The 19,833-nt window shown below is 43.8% G+C and carries 15 protein-coding genes; 12 read left to right on the top strand and 3 right to left on the bottom strand.

Annotated features, from left to right (window positions below; genetic code table 11):
• The 3 genes from leuC to leuA are packed head-to-tail and all read right to left on the bottom strand — an operon-like array spanning position 1 to position 4,075.
• On the bottom strand, positions 1 to 1,404 hold the full coding sequence (gene leuC / locus AC4IFO_RS09075; RefSeq protein WP_490733646.1) for a 3-isopropylmalate dehydratase large subunit: 1,404 nt from the start codon (positions 1,402 to 1,404) through the stop codon (positions 1 to 3).
• A gap of 2 nt (positions 1,405 to 1,406) precedes the next feature.
• Positions 1,407 to 2,495, bottom strand: a complete 1,089-nt coding sequence (gene leuB / locus AC4IFO_RS09070; protein ID WP_490733644.1) for a 3-isopropylmalate dehydrogenase — start codon at positions 2,493 to 2,495, stop codon at positions 1,407 to 1,409.
• Between the two features lie 2 nt (positions 2,496 to 2,497).
• On the bottom strand, positions 2,498 to 4,075 hold the full coding sequence (gene leuA, locus AC4IFO_RS09065; protein ID WP_490733642.1) for a 2-isopropylmalate synthase: 1,578 nt from the start codon (positions 4,073 to 4,075) through the stop codon (positions 2,498 to 2,500).
• A 909-nt stretch (positions 4,076 to 4,984) separates the two neighbouring features.
• Here leuA and leuO point away from each other — a divergent pair.
• From leuO to mraY, 12 genes are all read left to right on the top strand, one after another.
• Positions 4,985 to 5,953: a transcriptional regulator LeuO gene (leuO, locus tag AC4IFO_RS09060; protein WP_490733640.1), complete on the top strand. Its 969-nt coding sequence runs from the start codon at positions 4,985 to 4,987 to the stop codon at positions 5,951 to 5,953.
• Positions 5,954 to 6,209: 256 nt separating this feature from the next.
• A complete protein-coding gene (locus AC4IFO_RS09055) occupies positions 6,210 to 8,042 on the top strand; it encodes an AMP-dependent synthetase/ligase (RefSeq protein ID WP_490733638.1) in 1,833 nt (610 codons plus the stop codon).
• Positions 8,043 to 8,396: 354 nt separating this feature from the next.
• On the top strand, positions 8,397 to 10,124 hold the full coding sequence (gene ilvI / locus AC4IFO_RS09050; RefSeq protein ID WP_490733636.1) for an acetolactate synthase 3 large subunit: 1,728 nt from the start codon (positions 8,397 to 8,399) through the stop codon (positions 10,122 to 10,124).
• 2 nt (positions 10,125 to 10,126) lie between these two features.
• Positions 10,127 to 10,618, top strand: coding sequence for an acetolactate synthase small subunit (ilvN, locus tag AC4IFO_RS09045; protein ID WP_206082710.1), 492 nt, complete (start codon positions 10,127 to 10,129; stop codon positions 10,616 to 10,618).
• An 84-nt stretch (positions 10,619 to 10,702) separates the two neighbouring features.
• Positions 10,703 to 11,713 carry a catabolite repressor/activator gene (cra, locus tag AC4IFO_RS09040; RefSeq protein WP_490733634.1) on the top strand — a complete coding sequence of 337 codons (1,011 nt, stop codon included), beginning with the start codon at positions 10,703 to 10,705 and terminating at the stop codon, positions 11,711 to 11,713.
• 695 nt (positions 11,714 to 12,408) lie between these two features.
• Positions 12,409 to 12,867 carry a division/cell wall cluster transcriptional repressor MraZ gene (mraZ, locus tag AC4IFO_RS09035; protein WP_206082708.1) on the top strand — a complete coding sequence of 153 codons (459 nt, stop codon included), beginning with the start codon at positions 12,409 to 12,411 and terminating at the stop codon, positions 12,865 to 12,867.
• Between the two features lie 2 nt (positions 12,868 to 12,869).
• On the top strand, positions 12,870 to 13,823 hold the full coding sequence (gene rsmH / locus AC4IFO_RS09030; protein WP_490733632.1) for a 16S rRNA (cytosine(1402)-N(4))-methyltransferase RsmH: 954 nt from the start codon (positions 12,870 to 12,872) through the stop codon (positions 13,821 to 13,823).
• The gene (ftsL, locus tag AC4IFO_RS09025; protein ID WP_206082706.1) at positions 13,823 to 14,143 is read left to right on the top strand and encodes a cell division protein FtsL; all 321 of its coding nucleotides are present in this window, start codon (positions 13,823 to 13,825) and stop codon (positions 14,141 to 14,143) included. The genes rsmH and ftsL overlap by 1 nt, the downstream gene beginning before the upstream one ends.
• Before the next feature lie 12 nt (positions 14,144 to 14,155).
• Positions 14,156 to 15,922 (top strand): peptidoglycan glycosyltransferase FtsI, encoded by a 1,767-nt coding sequence (gene ftsI / locus AC4IFO_RS09020; protein ID WP_490733630.1) that lies wholly within the window; start codon positions 14,156 to 14,158, stop codon positions 15,920 to 15,922.
• Entirely contained in the window at positions 15,909 to 17,396 is a 1,488-nt protein-coding gene (murE, locus tag AC4IFO_RS09015; RefSeq protein ID WP_490733628.1) for a UDP-N-acetylmuramoyl-L-alanyl-D-glutamate--2,6-diaminopimelate ligase, read from the top strand. The genes ftsI and murE overlap by 14 nt, the downstream gene beginning before the upstream one ends.
• A complete protein-coding gene (gene murF / locus AC4IFO_RS09010; protein ID WP_490733626.1) occupies positions 17,393 to 18,757 on the top strand; it encodes a UDP-N-acetylmuramoyl-tripeptide--D-alanyl-D-alanine ligase in 1,365 nt (454 codons plus the stop codon). The genes murE and murF overlap by 4 nt, the downstream gene beginning before the upstream one ends.
• Positions 18,751 to 19,833, top strand: a complete 1,083-nt coding sequence (gene mraY / locus AC4IFO_RS09005) for a phospho-N-acetylmuramoyl-pentapeptide-transferase (RefSeq protein ID WP_353242965.1) — start codon at positions 18,751 to 18,753, stop codon at positions 19,831 to 19,833. The genes murF and mraY overlap by 7 nt, the downstream gene beginning before the upstream one ends.

Here is a 19,833-nt window from a genome sequence, read left to right as displayed (position 1 = left end):
TTAAATCTGAATATCGCGAACGTCAGCAAAATGGCCATTAATCGCCGCTGCGGCTGCCATGGCTGGGCTGACTAAGTGGGTGCGACCTGCGCGGCCTTGGCGGCCTTCAAAGTTACGGTTACTGGTAGATGCGCAGCGCTCGCCCGGGTTTAAACGGTCATTGTTCATCGCTAAACACATCGAACAACCCGGTAAACGCCATTCAAAGCCAGCATCAATAAAGATTTTATCCAAACCTTCTTGCTCTGCTTGGGCTTTGACAGGGCCTGAACCCGGAACCACGATAGCTTGTACGCCATTTGCCACTTTTTTACCTTTGGCAATCGCCGCGGCGGCACGTAAATCTTCAATACGTGAGTTCGTGCATGAGCCGATAAACACTTTGTCGATTTTAACATCAGATAACTTAATGCCTGACTCTAATCCCATATAAGCTAACGCTTTTTCAGCAGAAGCGCGCTCAACGGGATCCGCAAAAGATTCTGGTGCAGGGATCGGTTGGTTGATTGCAATCACTTGCCCCGGGTTAGTTCCCCAAGTCACTTGTGGCGCAATACTGCTTGCTTGAATGGTGATGATTTTATCGAATTTGGCATCGTCATCCGTTTTCAACGTTTTCCAATAAGTAACGGCGTCATCCCATTGTTGGCCTTTTGGTGCAAATTGGCGGCCTTTCATGTAATTAAAGGTGGTCTCATCTGGGGCGATAATACCCGCTTTTGCGCCCAACTCGATGGCCATGTTACACACGGTCATACGGCCTTCCATGCTCAGGTTTTCAATGGCTTCACCGCAGAATTCGACGATATAGCCCGTACCGCCTGCACTGCCAGTGGTACCAATGATAGCCAAAACAATATCTTTTGCCGTAATGCCCGCAGGTGCCTTACCAACCACTTCAATTTTCATGGTTTTTGCACGCGCTTGTTTCAGCGTTTGCGTCGCCATGACATGCTCAACTTCGGATGTCCCGATACCAAACGCTAACGCACCGAAAGCACCGTGGGTCGCGGTATGTGAGTCCCCACACACAATTGTCATGCCCGGTAAAGTGATCCCTTGCTCTGGGCCCATGACGTGAACAATCCCTTGGTATGGGTGGTTCAAGTCATACAGAGTGACGCCAAACTCTTCGCAGTTTTTCATCAACTCTTGCATTTGAATACGTGCCATATCACCGCAAGCATTGATATCTTTGGTTTGCGTGGATACGTTGTGGTCCATCGTTGCAAAGGTTTTGCTGGGTTGGTGCAATGGGCGGTTTTTAGTTCTTAATCCATCAAACGCTTGTGGTGAAGTCACTTCGTGCACCAAATGGCGGTCGATATAAATCAAAGGGATTTCATTTTCGACTTCACGCACGACGTGAGCATCATATAATTTTTGATATAAAGTCTTGGCCATGATTAAACCCCTTGTGCAATATAACGAGCAATAATATCGCCCATTTCACTGGTACTGATTGATTTGCCTGCACCCGCTAAATCGGATGTTCTGTGACCATCTTCTAACGCTTTATTTACCGCGCGTTCAATCGCATCTGCGGCATCAGTTTGGTCCAAGCTAAAGCGTAATAACATTGATGCCGATAAAATTTGTGCGATTGGGTTCGCAATATTTTTACCCGCGATATCCGGTGCAGAGCCGCCCGCAGGTTCATATAAGCCAAAACCATCTGCATTTAAGCTCGCCGAAGGCAACATGCCCATTGAACCGGTGATCATCGCGCACTCATCGGAAATAATGTCACCGAATAAGTTGGAGCATAAAACCACATCAAACTGAGAAGGCGCTTTGATCATTTGCATCGCGGCGTTATCGATATACATATGATTAACTTCAACATCGGGATATTCTTTAGCGATTTGATTCACAACTTCGCGCCATAATACAGAGCTTTGTAAGACGTTCGCTTTATCGATTGACGTCACTTTATGGGTACGTTTACGGGCAGATTCAAACGCGATGCGTGCAATGCGCTCGATTTCGTAACGGTGATACACTTCCGTATCAAAGGCGTATTCTTCACTGCCTTCGCCTTTGCGTCCTTTCGGTTGGCCGAAATAAATACCGCCAGTTAACTCACGAACACACAGAATATCAAAGCCTTGCGCAGCAATGTCTGCACGTAATGGGCAAAATGCCTCTAAGGCTTGGTATAAACGTGCAGGCCGTAAATTACTGAATAATTTAAAATGCTTACGTAATGGTAATAAGGCACCACGCTCAGGTTGGCTGTCTGGTGGCAAATGTTCCCATTTTGGACCGCCAACTGAACCGAACAATACCGCGTCGGCTTCTTCACAACCTTTTATTGTCGCTTGCGGCAGTGGCTCGCCGTGATTATCGATGGCCGCACCGCCAACATCGTATTCTTTAGTATTAATCGTAATGGCAAAGCGTTTGCTTATTGCATCCAACACTTTATGTGCTTGTGCCATTACTTCTGGACCGATGCCATCTCCCGGTAATACGGCAATTTGATAACTAGACATGGTTACACTGCTTCCTTTGTGTTTGATTGTGATTCTTGGTTTATTTTTTGTTTTTCGATTTCGACTTGTTCAGAACGCCAAATGCTGTTTAACACGTGAACCATCGCTTTTGCTGAGGATTCAACGATGTCTGTCGCTAAGCCCATACCGTGGAACTTACGGTTATGGCATTCCACCACGATATCTACTTGGCCTAATGCGTTTTCGCCATGGCCTTTGGCAGATAACTGGTAAGAAACTAATTTCATTGGGTAATTGGTAATGTTGCTAAAGGCTTGGTAGATAGCATCAACAGGGCCATTGCCCGTTGCAGCTTCCGATTTCACTTTATCACCGCACTGCATTTTGACTGTCGCGGTTGCCACAATGCTTGAACCAGATTGTGTGCTGAAATAATCCATCACAAAGTGGTCGGTTTCATCTTGTTGCTTAGTAAAGAAAGCCAAGGCTTCTAAATCATAATCAAACACTTGACCTTTTTTGTCCGCTAAATTCAAAAATGCGGTATACAATTCGTCCAATTTGAAGTCTTTGCCTTCGTGATAGCCCATTTCTTCCATACGGTGTTTCACGGCAGCGCGACCAGAACGCGAGGTTAAATTTAATTTTTCTGCTTTTAAACCAATCGACTCAGGGGTCATGATTTCGTAAGTTTCGCGGTTTTTTAACACGCCGTCTTGGTGAATACCGGAAGAGTGGGAGAATGCATTGCTACCCACCACGGCTTTATTGGCTGGAATTGGGGTATTGCATAATTGGCTAACTAATTGGCTGGTACGGTAAATTTCTTTGTGATTAATATTGGTATGGACATTTAACATTTGCTCGCGCAATTTAATCGCCATGATGACTTCTTCTAAGGCGGTATTCCCTGCGCGCTCACCTAATCCGTTGATTGTCCCTTCCACTTGGCGTGCACCCGCTTGTACAGCACTGATGGAGTTGGCAACTGACATGCCTAAGTCATCGTGGCAGTGGACAGAAATAATCGCTTTATCAATATTTGGAACGCGGTTATATAAATCGGTAATGATCCCGCCAAATTGATAAGGAGTGGTGTAACCAACAGTATCAGGGATATTAATGGTTGTTGCCCCTGCATTAATTGCAGTCTCAACGATACGGCATAAATTATCTGGGTCAGTACGGCCCGCATCTTCGCAAGAAAACTCAACATCATCGGTGTAACGACGGGCACGTTTGATTGAATTGATTGCCATATCCATTACGCCATCAAACGATTTATTTAATTTTTTCTCCATATGCAAATTGGAGGTGGCTAAAAAGATATGGATACGAAAAGCTTCAGCGACTTTTAATGACTCTGCTGCAACGTCGATATCATTTTCGACACAACGTGCCAATGCGCAGATGCGGCTATTTTTAATTTCACGTGCGATAGTTTGCACAGATTCAAAGTCACCAGGGGAGGAAACAGGGAAACCTGCCTCAATAATATCAACACCTAAACGTTCTAACGCAAAAGCGATTTGTAATTTTTCTTTGACTGATAAACTGGCCTGCAATGCCTGCTCGCCATCACGTAATGTGGTATCGAAAATAATGACTTGGTTGCTCATATTGTATTCCTCATATCGAATTTTGTTTTAATAAATTGAGTTTTATGTTCTTCCAAAGCCGCAGGCATAAAAAAACCCGCGGGTTGCGCGGGTTCTTAATGTTTGTGGACAGTGTATTTCTATTTTCCGTCCATAAGCATACCGCGCAAATTTAATGCGAGTAGTAGTAGGCTTAGTAGGCGGATAGAAAATGTCATTTAAACTGTCTCTCATAGGTTTCTAAATCAACTGTATTTATAGATACGTGATCTTAAAGTTAATGTCAATGATGGATTTCTGACTGTTTTTTACCAATTGTGAATTATGGAGTTGAGTTAGGGAATGTGACTGTTTTTGCTAATTTCAGTGATGTTTTTGCCTATATTTGAATTGAAAATTCAGGGTAAAATTCTTCTGGTGAATTTTTTCGATGCTTTTATTTATGTAAGTTATTGTTTTATCATTATCTTTTGTTTTTTTTAATTCAAGAATTTCCAGAAAAGATAAAACCCGTAAAATTAATCACTAACATCAATGGCTATTGATTAACTTAGTTATCTAATAAATGAATAAGTAAAAATTAATCTGATAATGAGAATATTTACAGAATCCAAATGCGATTTATTATGATTTCTTCGGGAAATTGCTTTATTATTTTTACTGAGAGTAATTGTGATTTTAATATAAAAATATCACTCATTACTTTGGTGAATATTTGCGTTTTATAATGATATCTATTCTGTGAATCATAATTAATGAGTAAAGTAATAGAAACGTCGTTTTAATAAATGCAGGGAAAGCGAAATAGCTTACTATCTATAAGTTGTTTCAGAAATAATATTTAGCGAGTTTATATATTCGTCGGTGTTTTTAAGGTGAATACGTCTTTTCGTTAATGAAAAATGATAAATATATTTAGTGGAGTAAAAAATGACTGATTTTGATACGATTTCAACAGGTAAAAAAGAAAGCAGCGATATTCACCTACGTAATGTTGATTTAAATTTGTTAACAGTTTTTGATGTGGTTATGCAGATGCAAAATGTCACTAAAGCCGCTCAAGTGTTGGGCATGTCTCAACCGGCGGTGAGTAATGCTGTTTCGCGTTTAAAATCAATGTTTAACGACGAATTATTTGTGCGTTACGGTCGTGGAATTCAGCCGACTTCGCGGGCGAAACAGCTATTTGGGCCAGTAAGACAGGCGTTGCAATTAGTGCATAATGAGTTACCAGGGGCGGGTTTTGACCCGCAAGATAGCGATCGCGTATTTAATTTATCAATCTGTTCTCCTCTAGATATTCGTTTAGCTGCGATGATCGTGGCGAAGTTTAAAATGGCCTCACCTAATATTAATGTATTTATTCATTCATTTTTGGATAATAACATTGCACATCAATTAAAATATCAGGAAATAGATTTCTTTATTGGGTATAACCAATTCGAAAAACCCGAATACCAACATCAGGTTTTATTTAATGATGAATTAGTTTTAGTTGCCGCAAATAACCATCCACGTATTGTTAATTCAATTTCAGAAACTGAATTAATGAGCGAGAAACATGCAATTATGTCAATGGATAATATAGGGTCATTTAGCACACCGTATTACAATAACACTGAGTTATCTCATACGATTAACTATAAGGGAACAGATCTAAGCAGTGTATTGAATATTGTTGCACAAACTGACTTAGTCGCTATTGCGCCGAAATGGCTTGTTGAACATTATTCAGGGCAGTTAAAACTACGCATGTTGCCGTTACCTTTAGAAAATGATACCCGTCCTTGTTATCTAACATGGCATGAATCGACTGCTAGGGATAAAGGCCATCAATGGATGAAATCACAATTTAGCCAGATGATCGCAGAATTGCTCGATCAAGCGGTTGCGGCTTAGTCTCACTCCTTAATATAAATTTGTTGTCGTGCTCTGAACCACAACATTCAGAGCACTAAGGCAAGTTAAATCACTCATCATAGCGAGAGCAACGGTGAGTTTTGCAGCGAACATAACATTTGCAGAAAATTTACATATAAAAACTTTCCTCCTACGTTATTAGTCGATACACTGCCGATATTCAGCTAACACTTGTAAGCTGAAAATAGTGAAACGGTTAAGTTCTTGTGAAGATACCGAGTGACTTATATCAATAATGACCTATAGGGAATTAACTTTGATTACTGAAAATCTATATCCATACCATTTAGTAAATCGCTTACGTAGCAGAATCAATGCGAACGAATCAGCGAGTCGGATAGCTTTCAGTCAATGGAATAATGGGCAGCAAAGCTCATTAACATGGAATGAGGTGGGTGAACGCACGTCTGCGATCTCTCGTCACCTTTTAGCATTAGAAGTCTCAACACAAGAAAATATTGGGTTATTTGCCCATAACAGCATGGATTGGTCACTGATTGACTTAGCATCATTACAGATCAGAGCGGTGACGGTTCCACTTTATGCGACCAGCAGTGTTGAACAAGCCGCTTATATCATTAACGATGCCAACATTAAGGTGTTGTTTGTCGGTGAACAAACGCAATATGACATTGCGTGCAAATTACCTGCGCTTTGCCCCCAATTAAAAATGATTGTCGTTATAGATGAGGAAGTTGAACTGATTGATAACTCAGTGGCAACCTTGCATTTATCGACTTTTATGGCACAAGCTCAGCCTGAATATCAAATGGAGCTGGATGCACGCATTGCAGCCCATAATCTCAGTGATTTATTTACGATTATCTATACATCAGGCACTACAGGTGAGCCAAAAGGCGTAATGTTGGATTATTACAACATGGCCGCTCAGTTGTACCTGCATGATGAGCGATTACAACTAACGGAAGAGGATATTTCGTTAAGCTTTTTACCCCTTTCTCATGTCTTTGAACGTGCTTGGAGTTTCTATGTTATGCACGTAGGGGCGCTTAATGTTTATTTAACGGACACCAACTTAGTGCGAGAAGCACTGGCAGATGTAAAACCTACCGTGATGTGTGCTGTGCCGCGTTTCTATGAAAAAGTTTATAGTGCAGTGCAAGGTAAGGTATCAAAAGCACCGTGGGCACGTAGAATGCTGTTTAAGATGGCTATCTCCCTTGGTAAGCATCGTGTGAAAGCGTTGTCAAAAGGCGGCGTACCATCATTAATCAATCGCGCTATCTTTCCATTAGCGGATAAGCTGGTTTTAAGTAAAATTCGCGAGGGGTTAGGTGGGCGTATTCGTTTTATGCCAGCCGCTGGGGCGCGTTTAGATGATGATGTTATTGCCTTTTTCTTATCCGCAGGCGTGGATATTAAATACGGCTATGGTATGTCAGAAACCTGCGCGACGGTTTCATGTTGGGAAGAGGGCAAATATCCTCTAGGTTCGATTGGTACACCATTATCTTCGGTTGAAGTACGTATTGGTAAAGATGATGAAATCCAAGTAAAGGGCCCTGTTGTGATGAAAGGTTACTACAATCGCCCAAATGAAACCTTAGATACGTTTACCTCTGATGGCTGGTTAAAAACGGGTGATGCAGGGAAAATAGACGAGCAAGGCAATTTATATATTACGGATAGGCTAAAAGACTTAATGAAAACGTCTAACGGTAAGTATATCGCACCTCAAATGATTGAAGGGGTGTTAGGCCAAGACAAATTTATTGAGCATATTGCCGTCATTGCCGATACACGTAAGTTTGTTTCTGCACTGATAGTGCCGTGTTATGACAGCCTAGAAGAATATGCGCATTCGATTAACTTAAAATATCGTGATCGTCTTGAGTTACTGAAAGACTCTAATATTGTGGCGCTTTTTGAAGCTCGTTTAAAAGAACTGCAAAAAAACATAGAGAATTTTCATCAAGTTAAACGTTTTACCTTGTTACCAACGACGTTTTCAATGGAAAAAGGGGAGTTAACACCAACCTTGAAATTACGTCGTAAAATCATTTCTGAGCGCTATCAATTAGAAATTGAATCTATGTATCAAGAGTAATTAAGCGTTTTATTATCAGGCTTATCTATTTCGATAGGTGAGCCTGATGCTCTTATATATTAATCCTGCCTATATCTTTTCTTTTTATTCACGGTCAGAACAAAATATTTCAAATCGCCAGTTGGCTGGAAAATAGTCAATCTTTCTTCCATTTTTTCCATATGCAGTTATTCCCTCTGCGAACGGCAAATGTTCAAGATAATGTGAAATAGTCACTATTTTTGTGCTGAAATGATGTTTGCTTCGTTTCAGCCAGAGAGATATGTTAATAGCACGCATTAACCTGTTTAAATGATAAAAATAAAGGGGTAATTGATACCTCTTAACTTGCAAATAATGTCTGGGGGCAAACTCATGGAGAAGTTGTCGGGAGCTGAAATGGTCGTCAAGTCATTGATTGACCAAGGAGTAAAGCACGTGTTTGGGTATCCAGGCGGTGCAGTATTAGATATTTATGATGCGCTTCATACTGTAGGCGGTGTGGAACATATTCTGGTGCGTCATGAACAAGCCGCAGTGCATATGGCCGATGGCTATGCTCGCTCAACAGGGGATGTTGGCGTCGTTCTCGTCACTTCAGGCCCCGGGGCAACCAATGCGATTACTGGCATTGCAACCGCCTATATGGACTCTGTGCCGATGGTGGTGCTATCAGGGCAGGTTGCTAGTTCTTTAATTGGTAATGATGCGTTCCAAGAATGTGACATGGTGGGAATATCCCGCCCGATAGTGAAGCACAGTTTTTTAATTAAAAGTGCGGAAGAAATTCCTGAGACGATTAAAAAGGCCTTTTACATCGCAGCAAGTGGCCGTCCTGGCCCCGTTGTGATCGACTTTCCGAAAGATACGGTGAACCCTGCACTTAAATTTCCGTATCATTACCCTGAATCTGTTTCTTTACGGTCATATAACCCGACCCTGCAAGGGCACAAAGGGCAGATCAAAAAAGCACTTTCTAAATTAGTCGCGGCAAAAAAACCCGTTTTCTATATTGGTGGCGGTGCGATTAACGCTAATTGTTCAGCAGAACTCATTGAGTTAGCAGAAGCATTAAAACTGCCTGTTGTTTCGACCTTGATGGGGTTAGGGGCTTTTCCTGAAACCCATAAGCAATCCGTCGGCATGTTAGGTATGCATGGGACTTATGAAGCAAATAAAGTCATGCATAATTCAGATGTGATTTTTGCAGTGGGCGTCCGTTTTGACGACCGTACAACCAATAATTTAGAAAAATATTGCCCAAATGCAACGGTGATCCAAATTGACGTTGACCCAACTTCAATTTCAAAAACTGTGAATGCTGATATTCCGATTGTTGGTGATGCGAAATTGACCTTAAAACAAATGTTAGGGCAGTTAGACCAAGCTTCAGCTAAACAAGATGAAAATGCATTAAAAGATTGGTGGAAAGATATTGAAGAGTGGCGCAAAAAACAGTGCCTACGTTATGAAACCAATCAAACTAAAGTCAAACCTCAGCAAGCCATTGAAATGATTTATCGTTTAACAAATGGTGAGGCGTATGTGACTTCGGATGTCGGGCAGCATCAAATGTTTGCTGCATTGTATTATCCGTTTGATAAACCAAGACATTGGATAAATTCAGGTGGTCTCGGCACCATGGGCTTTGGTTTACCTGCCGCATTAGGGGTGAAATTAGCCCATCCAAACTCAACAGTGGTTTGTGTAACGGGCGATGGTAGCATCCAAATGAATATTCAGGAGCTATCAACGGCACTGCAATACGGCTTGCCTGTCTTAGTCCTGAACCTCAATAATGGTTTTTTAGGCATGGTAAAACAGTGGCAAGATATGATTTATCAAGGCCGCCATTCCCAATCCTACATGCAGTCACTCCCTGATTTTATTAAATTATCAGAGGCTTATGGCCATGTTGGTATTTCGATTGCTTCTCCTGATGAACTTGAAGAAAAACTCAAGCAAGCGCTAGTTGAGGTGAATGAAAACCAACGCTTAGTATTTGTTGATATCAATATTGATGAAACCGAACACGTTTACCCAATGCAAATCCGTGGTGGAGCAATGGACGAAATGTGGTTGAGCAAAACAGAGAGGACCTGATCATGCGTCGTATTTTATCCGTTTTATTAGAAAATGAATCAGGTGCTTTGTCCCGTGTCATAGGTCTGTTCTCTCAGCGTGGTTATAATATTGAAAGTTTGACGGTTGCGCCCACTGATGACCCAACATTGTCACGTATGACCATCCAAACCAAGGGTGATGCAAAAGTGCTTGAGCAAATTGAGAAACAACTGCACAAGCTGGTGGATGTTCTGCGTGTGAGTGAGCTGACGGCTTCAGCACATATCGAGCGTGAAATCATGTTAGTGAAGTTGCAAGCTTCAGGTTATGGACGTGACGAAGTGAAACGCTGTGCGGATATTTTCCGCGGGCAAATCGTCGATGTCACGCCAACGCTTTATACCGTTCAGCTCGCAGGAACAAGCGATAAACTGGATGCTTTCATCGAATCAGTACGTGGTGTTGCTGAAATTGTTGAAGTAGTACGCTCTGGTATCGTCGGTGTTTCGCGTGGCGACAAAATTATGCGATGAAAAATTTATCTTCCAAAGGTAGAATACTCGGATATAAGGCCTCGAATGACTCGAGGCTGTTCCCGAAATTAAAAAGAGGTTAACGTGAAACTGGATGAGATAGCCCGTCTAGCGGGTGTTTCCCGCACAACGGCTAGTTATGTGATCAACGGCAAGGCCAAGCAGTATCGAGTCAGCGATAAAACTGTTGAAAAAGTGATGGCAGTCGTCAGAGAGCACAATTACCATCCAAATGCAGTTGCTGCGGGCTTACGTGCAGGGCGCACCCGTTCCATTGGGTTAGTGATCCCCGATCTGGAAAATACCAGCTATACACGTATAGCTAATTATTTAGAAAGACAGGCACGTCAACGCGGCTACCAATTGTTAATCGCGTGTTCTGAGGATCAACCAGACAACGAAATTCGTTGTGTTGAACACCTTTTGCAGCGCCAAGTTGATGCCATTATTGTGTCGACTGCACTGCCACCAGAGCACCCTTTTTATCAGCGTTGGGCAAACCGTTCGCTCCCTATTATTGCACTGGATAGAGCCCTTGAAAAAGAGCACTTTATTAGTGTTGTAGGGGATGACCAAGAAGATGCTTTCATGATTTCAGCAGAGTTACGCAAGTTCAAAGCTGAATCGGTATTGTACTTAGGGGCATTACCTGAGCTGTCTGTCAGCTATTTACGTGAGCAGGGTTTTCGTAAAGCATGGAGTGATGATGCGCGTGAAGTTGACTATTTGTACGCAAATAGCTACGAGCGTGATTCTGCCGCAGACGTGTTTGCAAATTGGCTTGATAGCGGCAATGAGATGCCTGATGCGTTATTTACAACGTCTTTCTCATTGCTCCAAGGCGTACTGGATGTTGCACTCAAACGCAGTGGTCGTTTGCCTGAGCATATGGTTATTGCGACCTTTGGAGATAACGAATTATTGGATTTCCTCGGTTGCCCTGTGTTGTCACTTGCACAGCGCCACCGCGATATCGCAGAGCGCATTCTTGAGCTCGTGTTAGCGAGTCTTGATGAGAAGCAAAAACCCGATACAGGCATCACTCGCATACGTCGTGATTTATGTCGTCGTGGAAGTTTAGGCCGTAAGCAATAAATAGCCTGAACTTTGGGCAATCAGTGTAAAGCTTCTCAATAATGAGTGATGTTGATCACGATTATGAGTAATATAAGGGCCCCTACAATGTAGGGGTCTTTTTTTTATCGGTTAAAAATAGGTAAATATTTAACTTTAGGAATTATCTTAATCGATTGTTTGTTTATTTTGTAACAAAAGCTAAATGCGATAAAAATAAAAATAAAGCGAGTTTTTATTCATCGCTGTATTGGGTTGGCATTTTTTTTATTAACTTAAGTACTGTTTATTAAAACAGTTGTTTAGTGGTCTGAAATATAACGATTTTATTTTTCTAGAGCCGTGTTTTAGTCCTCGAAGGGGATTAACCCAGTTTTAAGAACAGATTAAAAGTAAAGAATTGGTACGAAATAGGCTGATTAAAAATGAGATAGAGATTGGATTTAGCGTGATTTTTATGATTTCTCAGCAATAAACAGTTGTTTTGTTATTTTGTGTGAAATTTATAAAATTAGCTAATTATATCAATTTGTTATTTCTTATTTTCTTTCCAAGTAAGATTTTACCCATCCTTATATTTTCTGAATTGTTCTGTAAATAAACCTAAAGCTGAGCGTGGCTGGCTTGACAAGGTTTTCATACCATTCGTAAACTTTATATGTGGAGAATTGTGGGGTAAAGTGGGTGACTAGGAAATGAAAGGGGTTTAATCGGGTATGTTTCGTGGGGCAACACTGGTTAATCTCGACAGCAAAGGGCGGCTAACCGTGCCTACTCGTTATCGAGGAATGCTGACCGAGGAAGCGAAAGGGCAAATGGTTTGTACCATTGACCTTCACCAGCCGTGCCTGCTGCTTTATACCCTACCTGAATGGGAAATCATTGAGGAAAAACTGTCTCGCTTATCCACCATGAACGAAGCTGAGCGACGTGTACAACGGCTTTTACTGGGTCACGCTAGCGAATGCCAAATGGATAATGCAGGACGTCTTTTGTTAGCCAATACATTGCGCCAACACGCAGGGCTAACCAAAGAGGTCATGTTGGTTGGCCAGATTAATAAATTTGAACTTTGGGATGAGCAAACTTGGTACAAACAAGTGGAAAATGATATCGCTGCGGAGCGCCTCACCACTGAACCACTCTCAGCCCGCTTACAGGATTTGTCACTATAACAATGACGCAACAGCAATTTAAGCACGTAACCGTATTATTGGATGAAGCCGTTAATGGCTTGAATATTAAGCCAAATGGCATTTATATCGATGGCACTTTTGGTCGTGGCGGGCATTCTCGCTTAATTTTAAGCCAACTGGGTGAGCACGGGCGTTTAATCGCCATTGACCGTGACCCAGAAGCGATTAAAGCGGCACAAGCCATTGATGATCCGCGTTTTATGATTAAGCACGGCCCGTTCTCAGACATTGCACAATACGTGGAAGAAGAAGGGCTGGTGGGGCAAATTGACGGTGTTTTATTGGATTTAGGCGTGTCTTCGCCGCAGCTAGATGACCCAGAAAGAGGGTTTTCATTTATGCGTGACGGGCCATTAGATATGCGTATGGACCCAACCAAAGGGCAATCAGCGCAACAATGGTTGATGAATGCAGAGGCTGATGACATTGCATGGGTACTCAAAACCTTTGGTGAAGAGCGTTTTTCGAAGCGTATCGCAAGGGCGATTGTGGAGCGCAATCATAACCCAGAAGAAGAGCCATTGACCCGAACACGCCATCTGGCTGAGTTGATTTCTAAAGTTAGTCCGATGAAAGACCGACATAAGCACCCTGCAACTCGCAGTTTTCAGGCTATTCGTATCTACATCAATAGCGAGTTGGAAGAGATTGAGCAGGCGTTAAACGGTGCAATGGGTGTTTTGGCACCAGAAGGGCGCTTGTCGGTGATCAGTTTCCACTCTTTGGAAGACAGACTAGTTAAACAATTTATCCGCAAAAACAGTAAAGGGCCAAGTGTACCTGCTGGGATCCCACTGACGGAAACGCAAATTAAAGCATTAGGTGCAGCGCAGTTACGTGATTTAGGCAAAATGAAGCCATCGGATAACGAAATTGACGAAAACCCACGCGCACGCAGTTCGGTGCTGCGTTTTGCAGAGAAGGCGGCGCAATAATGGTTCCTGAAAGGCACAGCCTAGCACGCGTGATTGGACGTGATTTATTTCGCTACGGCATCGTTCCTTTGATTTTATTGGCTGCGATTATTATTAGCGCGGTATTTGTGGTTACTACGGCACACGAAACGCGCTTATTAACCGCGGCCAAAGACAAATTATACGAAGAGAAAGACTCGCTGGATATTGAATGGCGCAATCTGATCCTCGAGGAAAATGCCTTAGCGAGCCATAGCCGTATTGAGCGTTTGTCCGTTGATAAATTACAGATGGTTCAAGTTGAGCCATCACAAGAAAAAATTATTGTTTCTCAGCAATAAAAAAGGTTCCCAATGAAAGCACCAAAAACAGCAAAAAATAAGAAACAAGAAGAAAGTACCAGCTTTGTCCGCTGGCGCTTTATTTTGCTGTGCGGGTGCATTGTCTTGGCGCTAGCAGGGTTATTAACCCGTGTCGCCTACTTACAAATTATCGCCCCTGAAAAGCTAGTTAAAGAGGGCGATTTGCGTTCTTTACGTGTTCAGGAAGTTGCGACGGCGCGTGGTATGATCAGCGACCGTGAAGGTCGGCAGCTTGCGGTTAGTGTCCCCGTCAACGCAATTTGGGCTGATCCAAAAGAAGTGTTTGAGAAAGGCGGGGTTAGCAATGATGAGCACTGGAAAGCCCTTGCAGACGCACTCGAAATTCCACTCGAACAAATTACCAACAAAATATCGGCCAACCCGCGTGGCCGTTTTGTGTATTTAGCGCGCCAAGTTAACCCGTCTATCGGTGACTACGTTAAAAAATTAAAAATCCCGGGTATCTATCTGCGTAAAGAATCCCGCCGTTATTACCCGTCAGGCCCTGTAACTGCTCACTTACTGGGGGTGACAAACATTGACGGGGAAGGTATTGAAGGCGTTGAAAAGAGCTTTGACCGTTGGTTAAAAGGTTCGCCGGGAGAGCGTACTGTTCGTAAAGACCGTAATGGTCGCGTGATCGAAACCATTTCGTCTGTCGATAGCCAAGCGGCACATAACTTAACGTTGAGCATCGATGAACGTATTCAATCGATTGTTTACCGTGAACTGACCCGCGGCGTACAAGAAAACAAAGCGGAATCAGGCGTGGCGATTTTAGTGGATGTGCACACAGGGGAAATTTTGGCGATGGCAAATAGCCCATCTTATAACCCAAATAACCTTGCTGGCACCGCAATGGATGCCATGCGTAACCGTGCAATTACCGATATTTTTGAGCCGGGCTCAACGGTGAAACCGATGGTGGTAATGAGCGCGCTGCACAACAAAATTATCAAAGAAAACTCAGTGATTAATACCTATCCATATCGTATTAGCGGCCATGAAATTAAAGACGTTGCACGCTATGCGGAGTTAACTATTACTGGGATTTTACAGAAGTCGAGTAACGTGGGTGTTTCTAAACTGGCGTTAGCGATGCCTGCCACAGAGCTGGTGGATGTGTATAGCCGCTTTGGGTTTGGCAAGCCGACTAATCTGGGGTTAGTCGGGGAAAGTAGTGGCATCTTTCCAAGTAAAAAAACACGGTGGTCTGATTTAGATAGGGCCACCTTTTCTTTTGGCTACGGGCAAATGGTAACGCCGTTACAATTAGCGCGAGCCTACGCGACAATCGGTAGTTTTGGTATCTACAGGCCGCTGTCTATCACAAAGGTTGACCCACCAGTGCCGGGAACGCGTGTTTTCCCTGAGCCAATTATGCGCACGGTGGTGCATATGATGGAAAGCGTGGCACTGCCCGGCGGTGGTGGAGCACGTGCAGCGATTAAAGGTTACCGAATTGCAATTAAAACCGGGACCGCGAAAAAAGTCGGTCCTGAAGGGCGCTATGTTGATAAATACCTTGCTTATGCAGCGGGTGTCGCGCCAGCCAGTAATCCACGTTATGCGCTTGTTGTCCTGATCAATGAGCCGAGCGGCGGTAAGTACTACGGAGGGGCAGTTTCTGCTCCCGTGTTTGGCTCAATTATGGGCGGTGTCTTACGACTGATGAATGTTGAGCCAGATGCATTACAACCTAACGATAAAAATGAAATTGTGAACAGTCAAAAAGAGGTTAAAAGTGGCAGATCGTAATCTTTGTGATCTCCTTGCGCCATTTGGTGTAAGCACAACTCCTATCTCACTGCGTGAGATGACGCTAGACAGCCGAAAGGTTGCCGCGGGTGATCTGTTTATTGCTATAAAAGGCCATCAATCGGATGGTCGGCACTATATTCCTCAAGCGATTGCTCAAGGGGTTGGTGCGGTGATCGCTGAGGCTCAAGGGGAAGCGGAAGAAGGTGAGATCCGCTTTGTTCACGGCGTGCCAGTGATTTATCTCAATGACTTAAACAACCGTTTATCGGCACTGGCGGGTGAGTTTTATGACCAGCCTTCAGCCAAAATGAAATTAGTGGGCGTCACAGGAACAAACGGTAAAACAACGACAACTCAGCTGATTGCGCAGTGGGCGAAAGGCCTTGGCGAGACAAGTGCAGTGATGGGTACGGTTGGAAATGGCCTGTTAGGGCAAGTTTCACCGACAGAAAACACCACAGGCTCGGCGGTAGATATCCAGCTTGAGCTCACGCAACTGTTAAATAAAAAAGCCACGTTGACTGCGATGGAAGTGTCTTCCCACGGTTTAGTGCAAGGGCGTGTGGCAGCATTGCAATTTGAAGCTGCTGTGTTCACCAATCTAAGCCGTGATCACCTTGATTACCATGGTGATATGGAAAATTACGAAGCAGCAAAATGGTTACTGTTCTCGACGCATCAAACCAAAAATCAAATTATTAATGCAGATGATGACGTTGGGCTGAAATGGTTACAGCGCTTACCACAAGCGTGCGCTGTGACGATGGAAAACCGTATCCCTACAAACTGGCAAGGCCCATGGTTAAAAGCCACTGAAGTGGAATACCATGATAAGGGCGCTACCATTCATTTTGACTCCACGTGGGGCAAAGGCGCATTTGAAAGCCCGCTGATGGGGGCGTTTAACGTCAGTAACTTATTAGTTGCGATGGCGACATTGTTAATGATGGATTATCCGCTCGAGCAATTATTAGCATCGACCTCATCCCTTTCCCCAGTTTGTGGTCGAATGGAAGTCTTCAGCGCACCGAACAAACCAACGGTTGTTGTCGATTATGCACATACACCTGACGCATTAGAAAAAGCCCTTGCGGCAGCTCGTTTACATTGTAAAGGGCAACTTTGGTGCGTATTTGGCTGTGGTGGTGACCGTGACAAAGGTAAGCGCCCACTTATGGGTGCCGCTGCGGAAGAGTGGGCCGATAAAATCGTGATCACTGACGATAACCCACGCAGCGAAGACCCTATTGATATTATCAACGACATCATGGCGGGCTTATTAGATTCAAGCCGAGCATTAGCTATTCCCGGTCGCCCAGAAGCGGTCACCAATACGATTTTACAAGCCTCACCCGATGATGTGATTGTCCTTGCCGGTAAAGGCCACGAAGATTACCAAATTATTGGTAACCGTAAATTAGATTACTCTGACCGCTTAACGGTAGCGCGCTTATTGGGGGTGATCGCATGATTTCATTAACCCTCGCGCAGCTTGCAAAAATCACCTCAGGGCGGATTGAGTCTGCACCTAATAGCGAGTTCGTGATTGAAAACGTGAGCACAGATAGCCGTAAAATAGGTGAAAGTTGCCTGTTTATCGCCCTTAAAGGCGAACGTTTTGATGCTCATGATTTTGCTGAGCAAGTGGTGGCTGATGGTGCAAAAGCATTATTAGTCGACCATAAATTAGCCGTAAATTGCCCGCAGGTGGTTGTAAAAGACACCCGTATTGCGATGGGGCAACTTGCAGCGTGGGTTCGCCAGCAAGTGAGTGCTCGCATTGTCGGTTTAACCGGGTCATCGGGTAAAACCTCTGTAAAAGAAATGACCGCCTCTATTTTGGCAGAGCGTGGCAAAACCTTATATACCGCAGGCAATTTAAATAACGATATCGGCGTACCGTTAACGCTGTTTCGCTTAACGCCAGAGCATGATTTTGCTGTGATTGAAATGGGTGCTAACCACCCAAATGAAATCGCCTATACCACCAATATCGTGAAGCCTGAAACCGCATTAGTGAACAATTTATTTGGTGCACACTTAGCAGGGTTTGGTTCGCCAGAGGGTGTCGCTAAAGCCAAAGGTGAGATTTACCAAGGTATCCCAGAAGAAGGGACGGCGATTGTCAACTTGGATAGCTACAGTGAAAAATGGCAATTCCAACCGCGCCAAACCGTGTGGTATTACTCATTAACACAGCAGCCTAAAGCTGATTTCTACCCGACCGATATTCAAATCAACCAATTAACAACGGATTTTGTGTTGCATACCCCCGTTGGGCACGTTGATATCACGTTACCTTTGCCGGGCGTACATAATATTGCCAACGTGTTAGCGGCGAGTGCATTAGCCATTTCGGTGGGTGCAAGCCTCGAAGATATTAAGAATGGCTTAGCAAATACTAAAGCGGTGCCGGGGCGTTTGTTCCCTGTTCGCTTAGCGGAACACAAAGTGGTATTAGACGACACATACAATGCTAATGATGGCTCTATGATTGCCGCCATTCACGTACTGGAAAAAATGCCGGGTTACCGCATTTTAGTTGTCGGTGATATGGGTGAGCTGGGTGACTACGCCGAAGAATGCCATCAGCGTGTTGGTGTTGCAGCTAAACAGGCGGGCTTAGATAAAGTATTCAGCGTTGGTCAACTGAGCGAGTTGATCAGCGAATTTAGTGAGTGTGGTGAGCACTTTACGGTAAAAAGCGATTTATTAACCCGACTAATTCCGCTAGCACAGCAGAATGATGTTGTTTCTATTTTAGTTAAAGGTTCACGCAGCTCCGCGATGGAAGATGTCGTGAATGCATTGAAGGAGTGCTTCGAATGTTAGTCTGGCTTGCCGAAATGTTGGTCCACAAGTTTTCTGTCTTGAACGTTTTTTCATACCTGACGTTCAGAGCCATTGTCGGTTTGCTGACTGCACTTGCGATCGCCTTATGGATGGGCCCGCACCTGATTGCTTATCTGCAAAAAATGCAGATTGGTCAAGTTGTCCGTAGCGAAGGCCCTGAGTCACACTTTAGCAAGCGTGGCACACCAACCATGGGCGGTTTATTAATCCTGTTTTCAATCACCGTGTCTGTCTTATTGTGGGCGCGTTTAGATAACCCTTACGTTTGGTGCGTATTGCTGGTGTTAATCGGCTATGGCATCGTGGGCTTTGTGGACGATTACCGCAAAGTGGTAAGAAAAGATACGCGTGGCTTAATCGCTCGCTGGAAATATTTCTGGCAGTCCGTTATCGCGTTAGTGGTGGCATTTTCTATGTATGCGATTGGGAAAGACACGCCAGCAACGCAATTGGTGGTGCCATTTTTCAAAGACGTGATGCCACAACTGGGCATGTTATATATTTTACTGACCTATTTTGTGATTGTTGGTACCAGTAACGCCGTGAACTTAACTGATGGCCTTGATGGTTTAGCCATCATGCCAACCGTGTTTGTGGCGGCGGGTTTTGCGTTAGTGGCATGGGCGACAGGTAACGTCAATTTTGCGGGCTACCTGCATATTCCATTCTTACCACACGCAGGTGAATTAGTGATTGTCTGTACCGCCATTGTTGGGGCAGGTTTAGGCTTCCTCTGGTTTAACACATACCCAGCACAAGTTTTCATGGGGGATGTGGGCTCACTGGCGCTTGGTGGTGCACTGGGCACTATCGCCGTGTTACTGCGCCAAGAGTTCTTATTAGTGATTATGGGTGGGGTCTTTGTGGTTGAAACCTTGTCCGTAATTTTACAGGTTGGTTCGTTTAAATTACGCGGTCAACGGATCTTCCGCATGGCTCCAATTCACCATCATTATGAATTGAAAGGCTGGCCAGAACCTCGTGTTATCGTGCGTTTCTGGATTATTTCCTTGATGCTAGTGCTGATTGGGCTGGCAACGTTGAAGGTGCGTTAA

The sequence above is a fragment of the Providencia sp. UF-224 genome (assembly GCF_058245955.1).
This window is presented reverse-complemented; position numbering and strand designations above follow the sequence as displayed.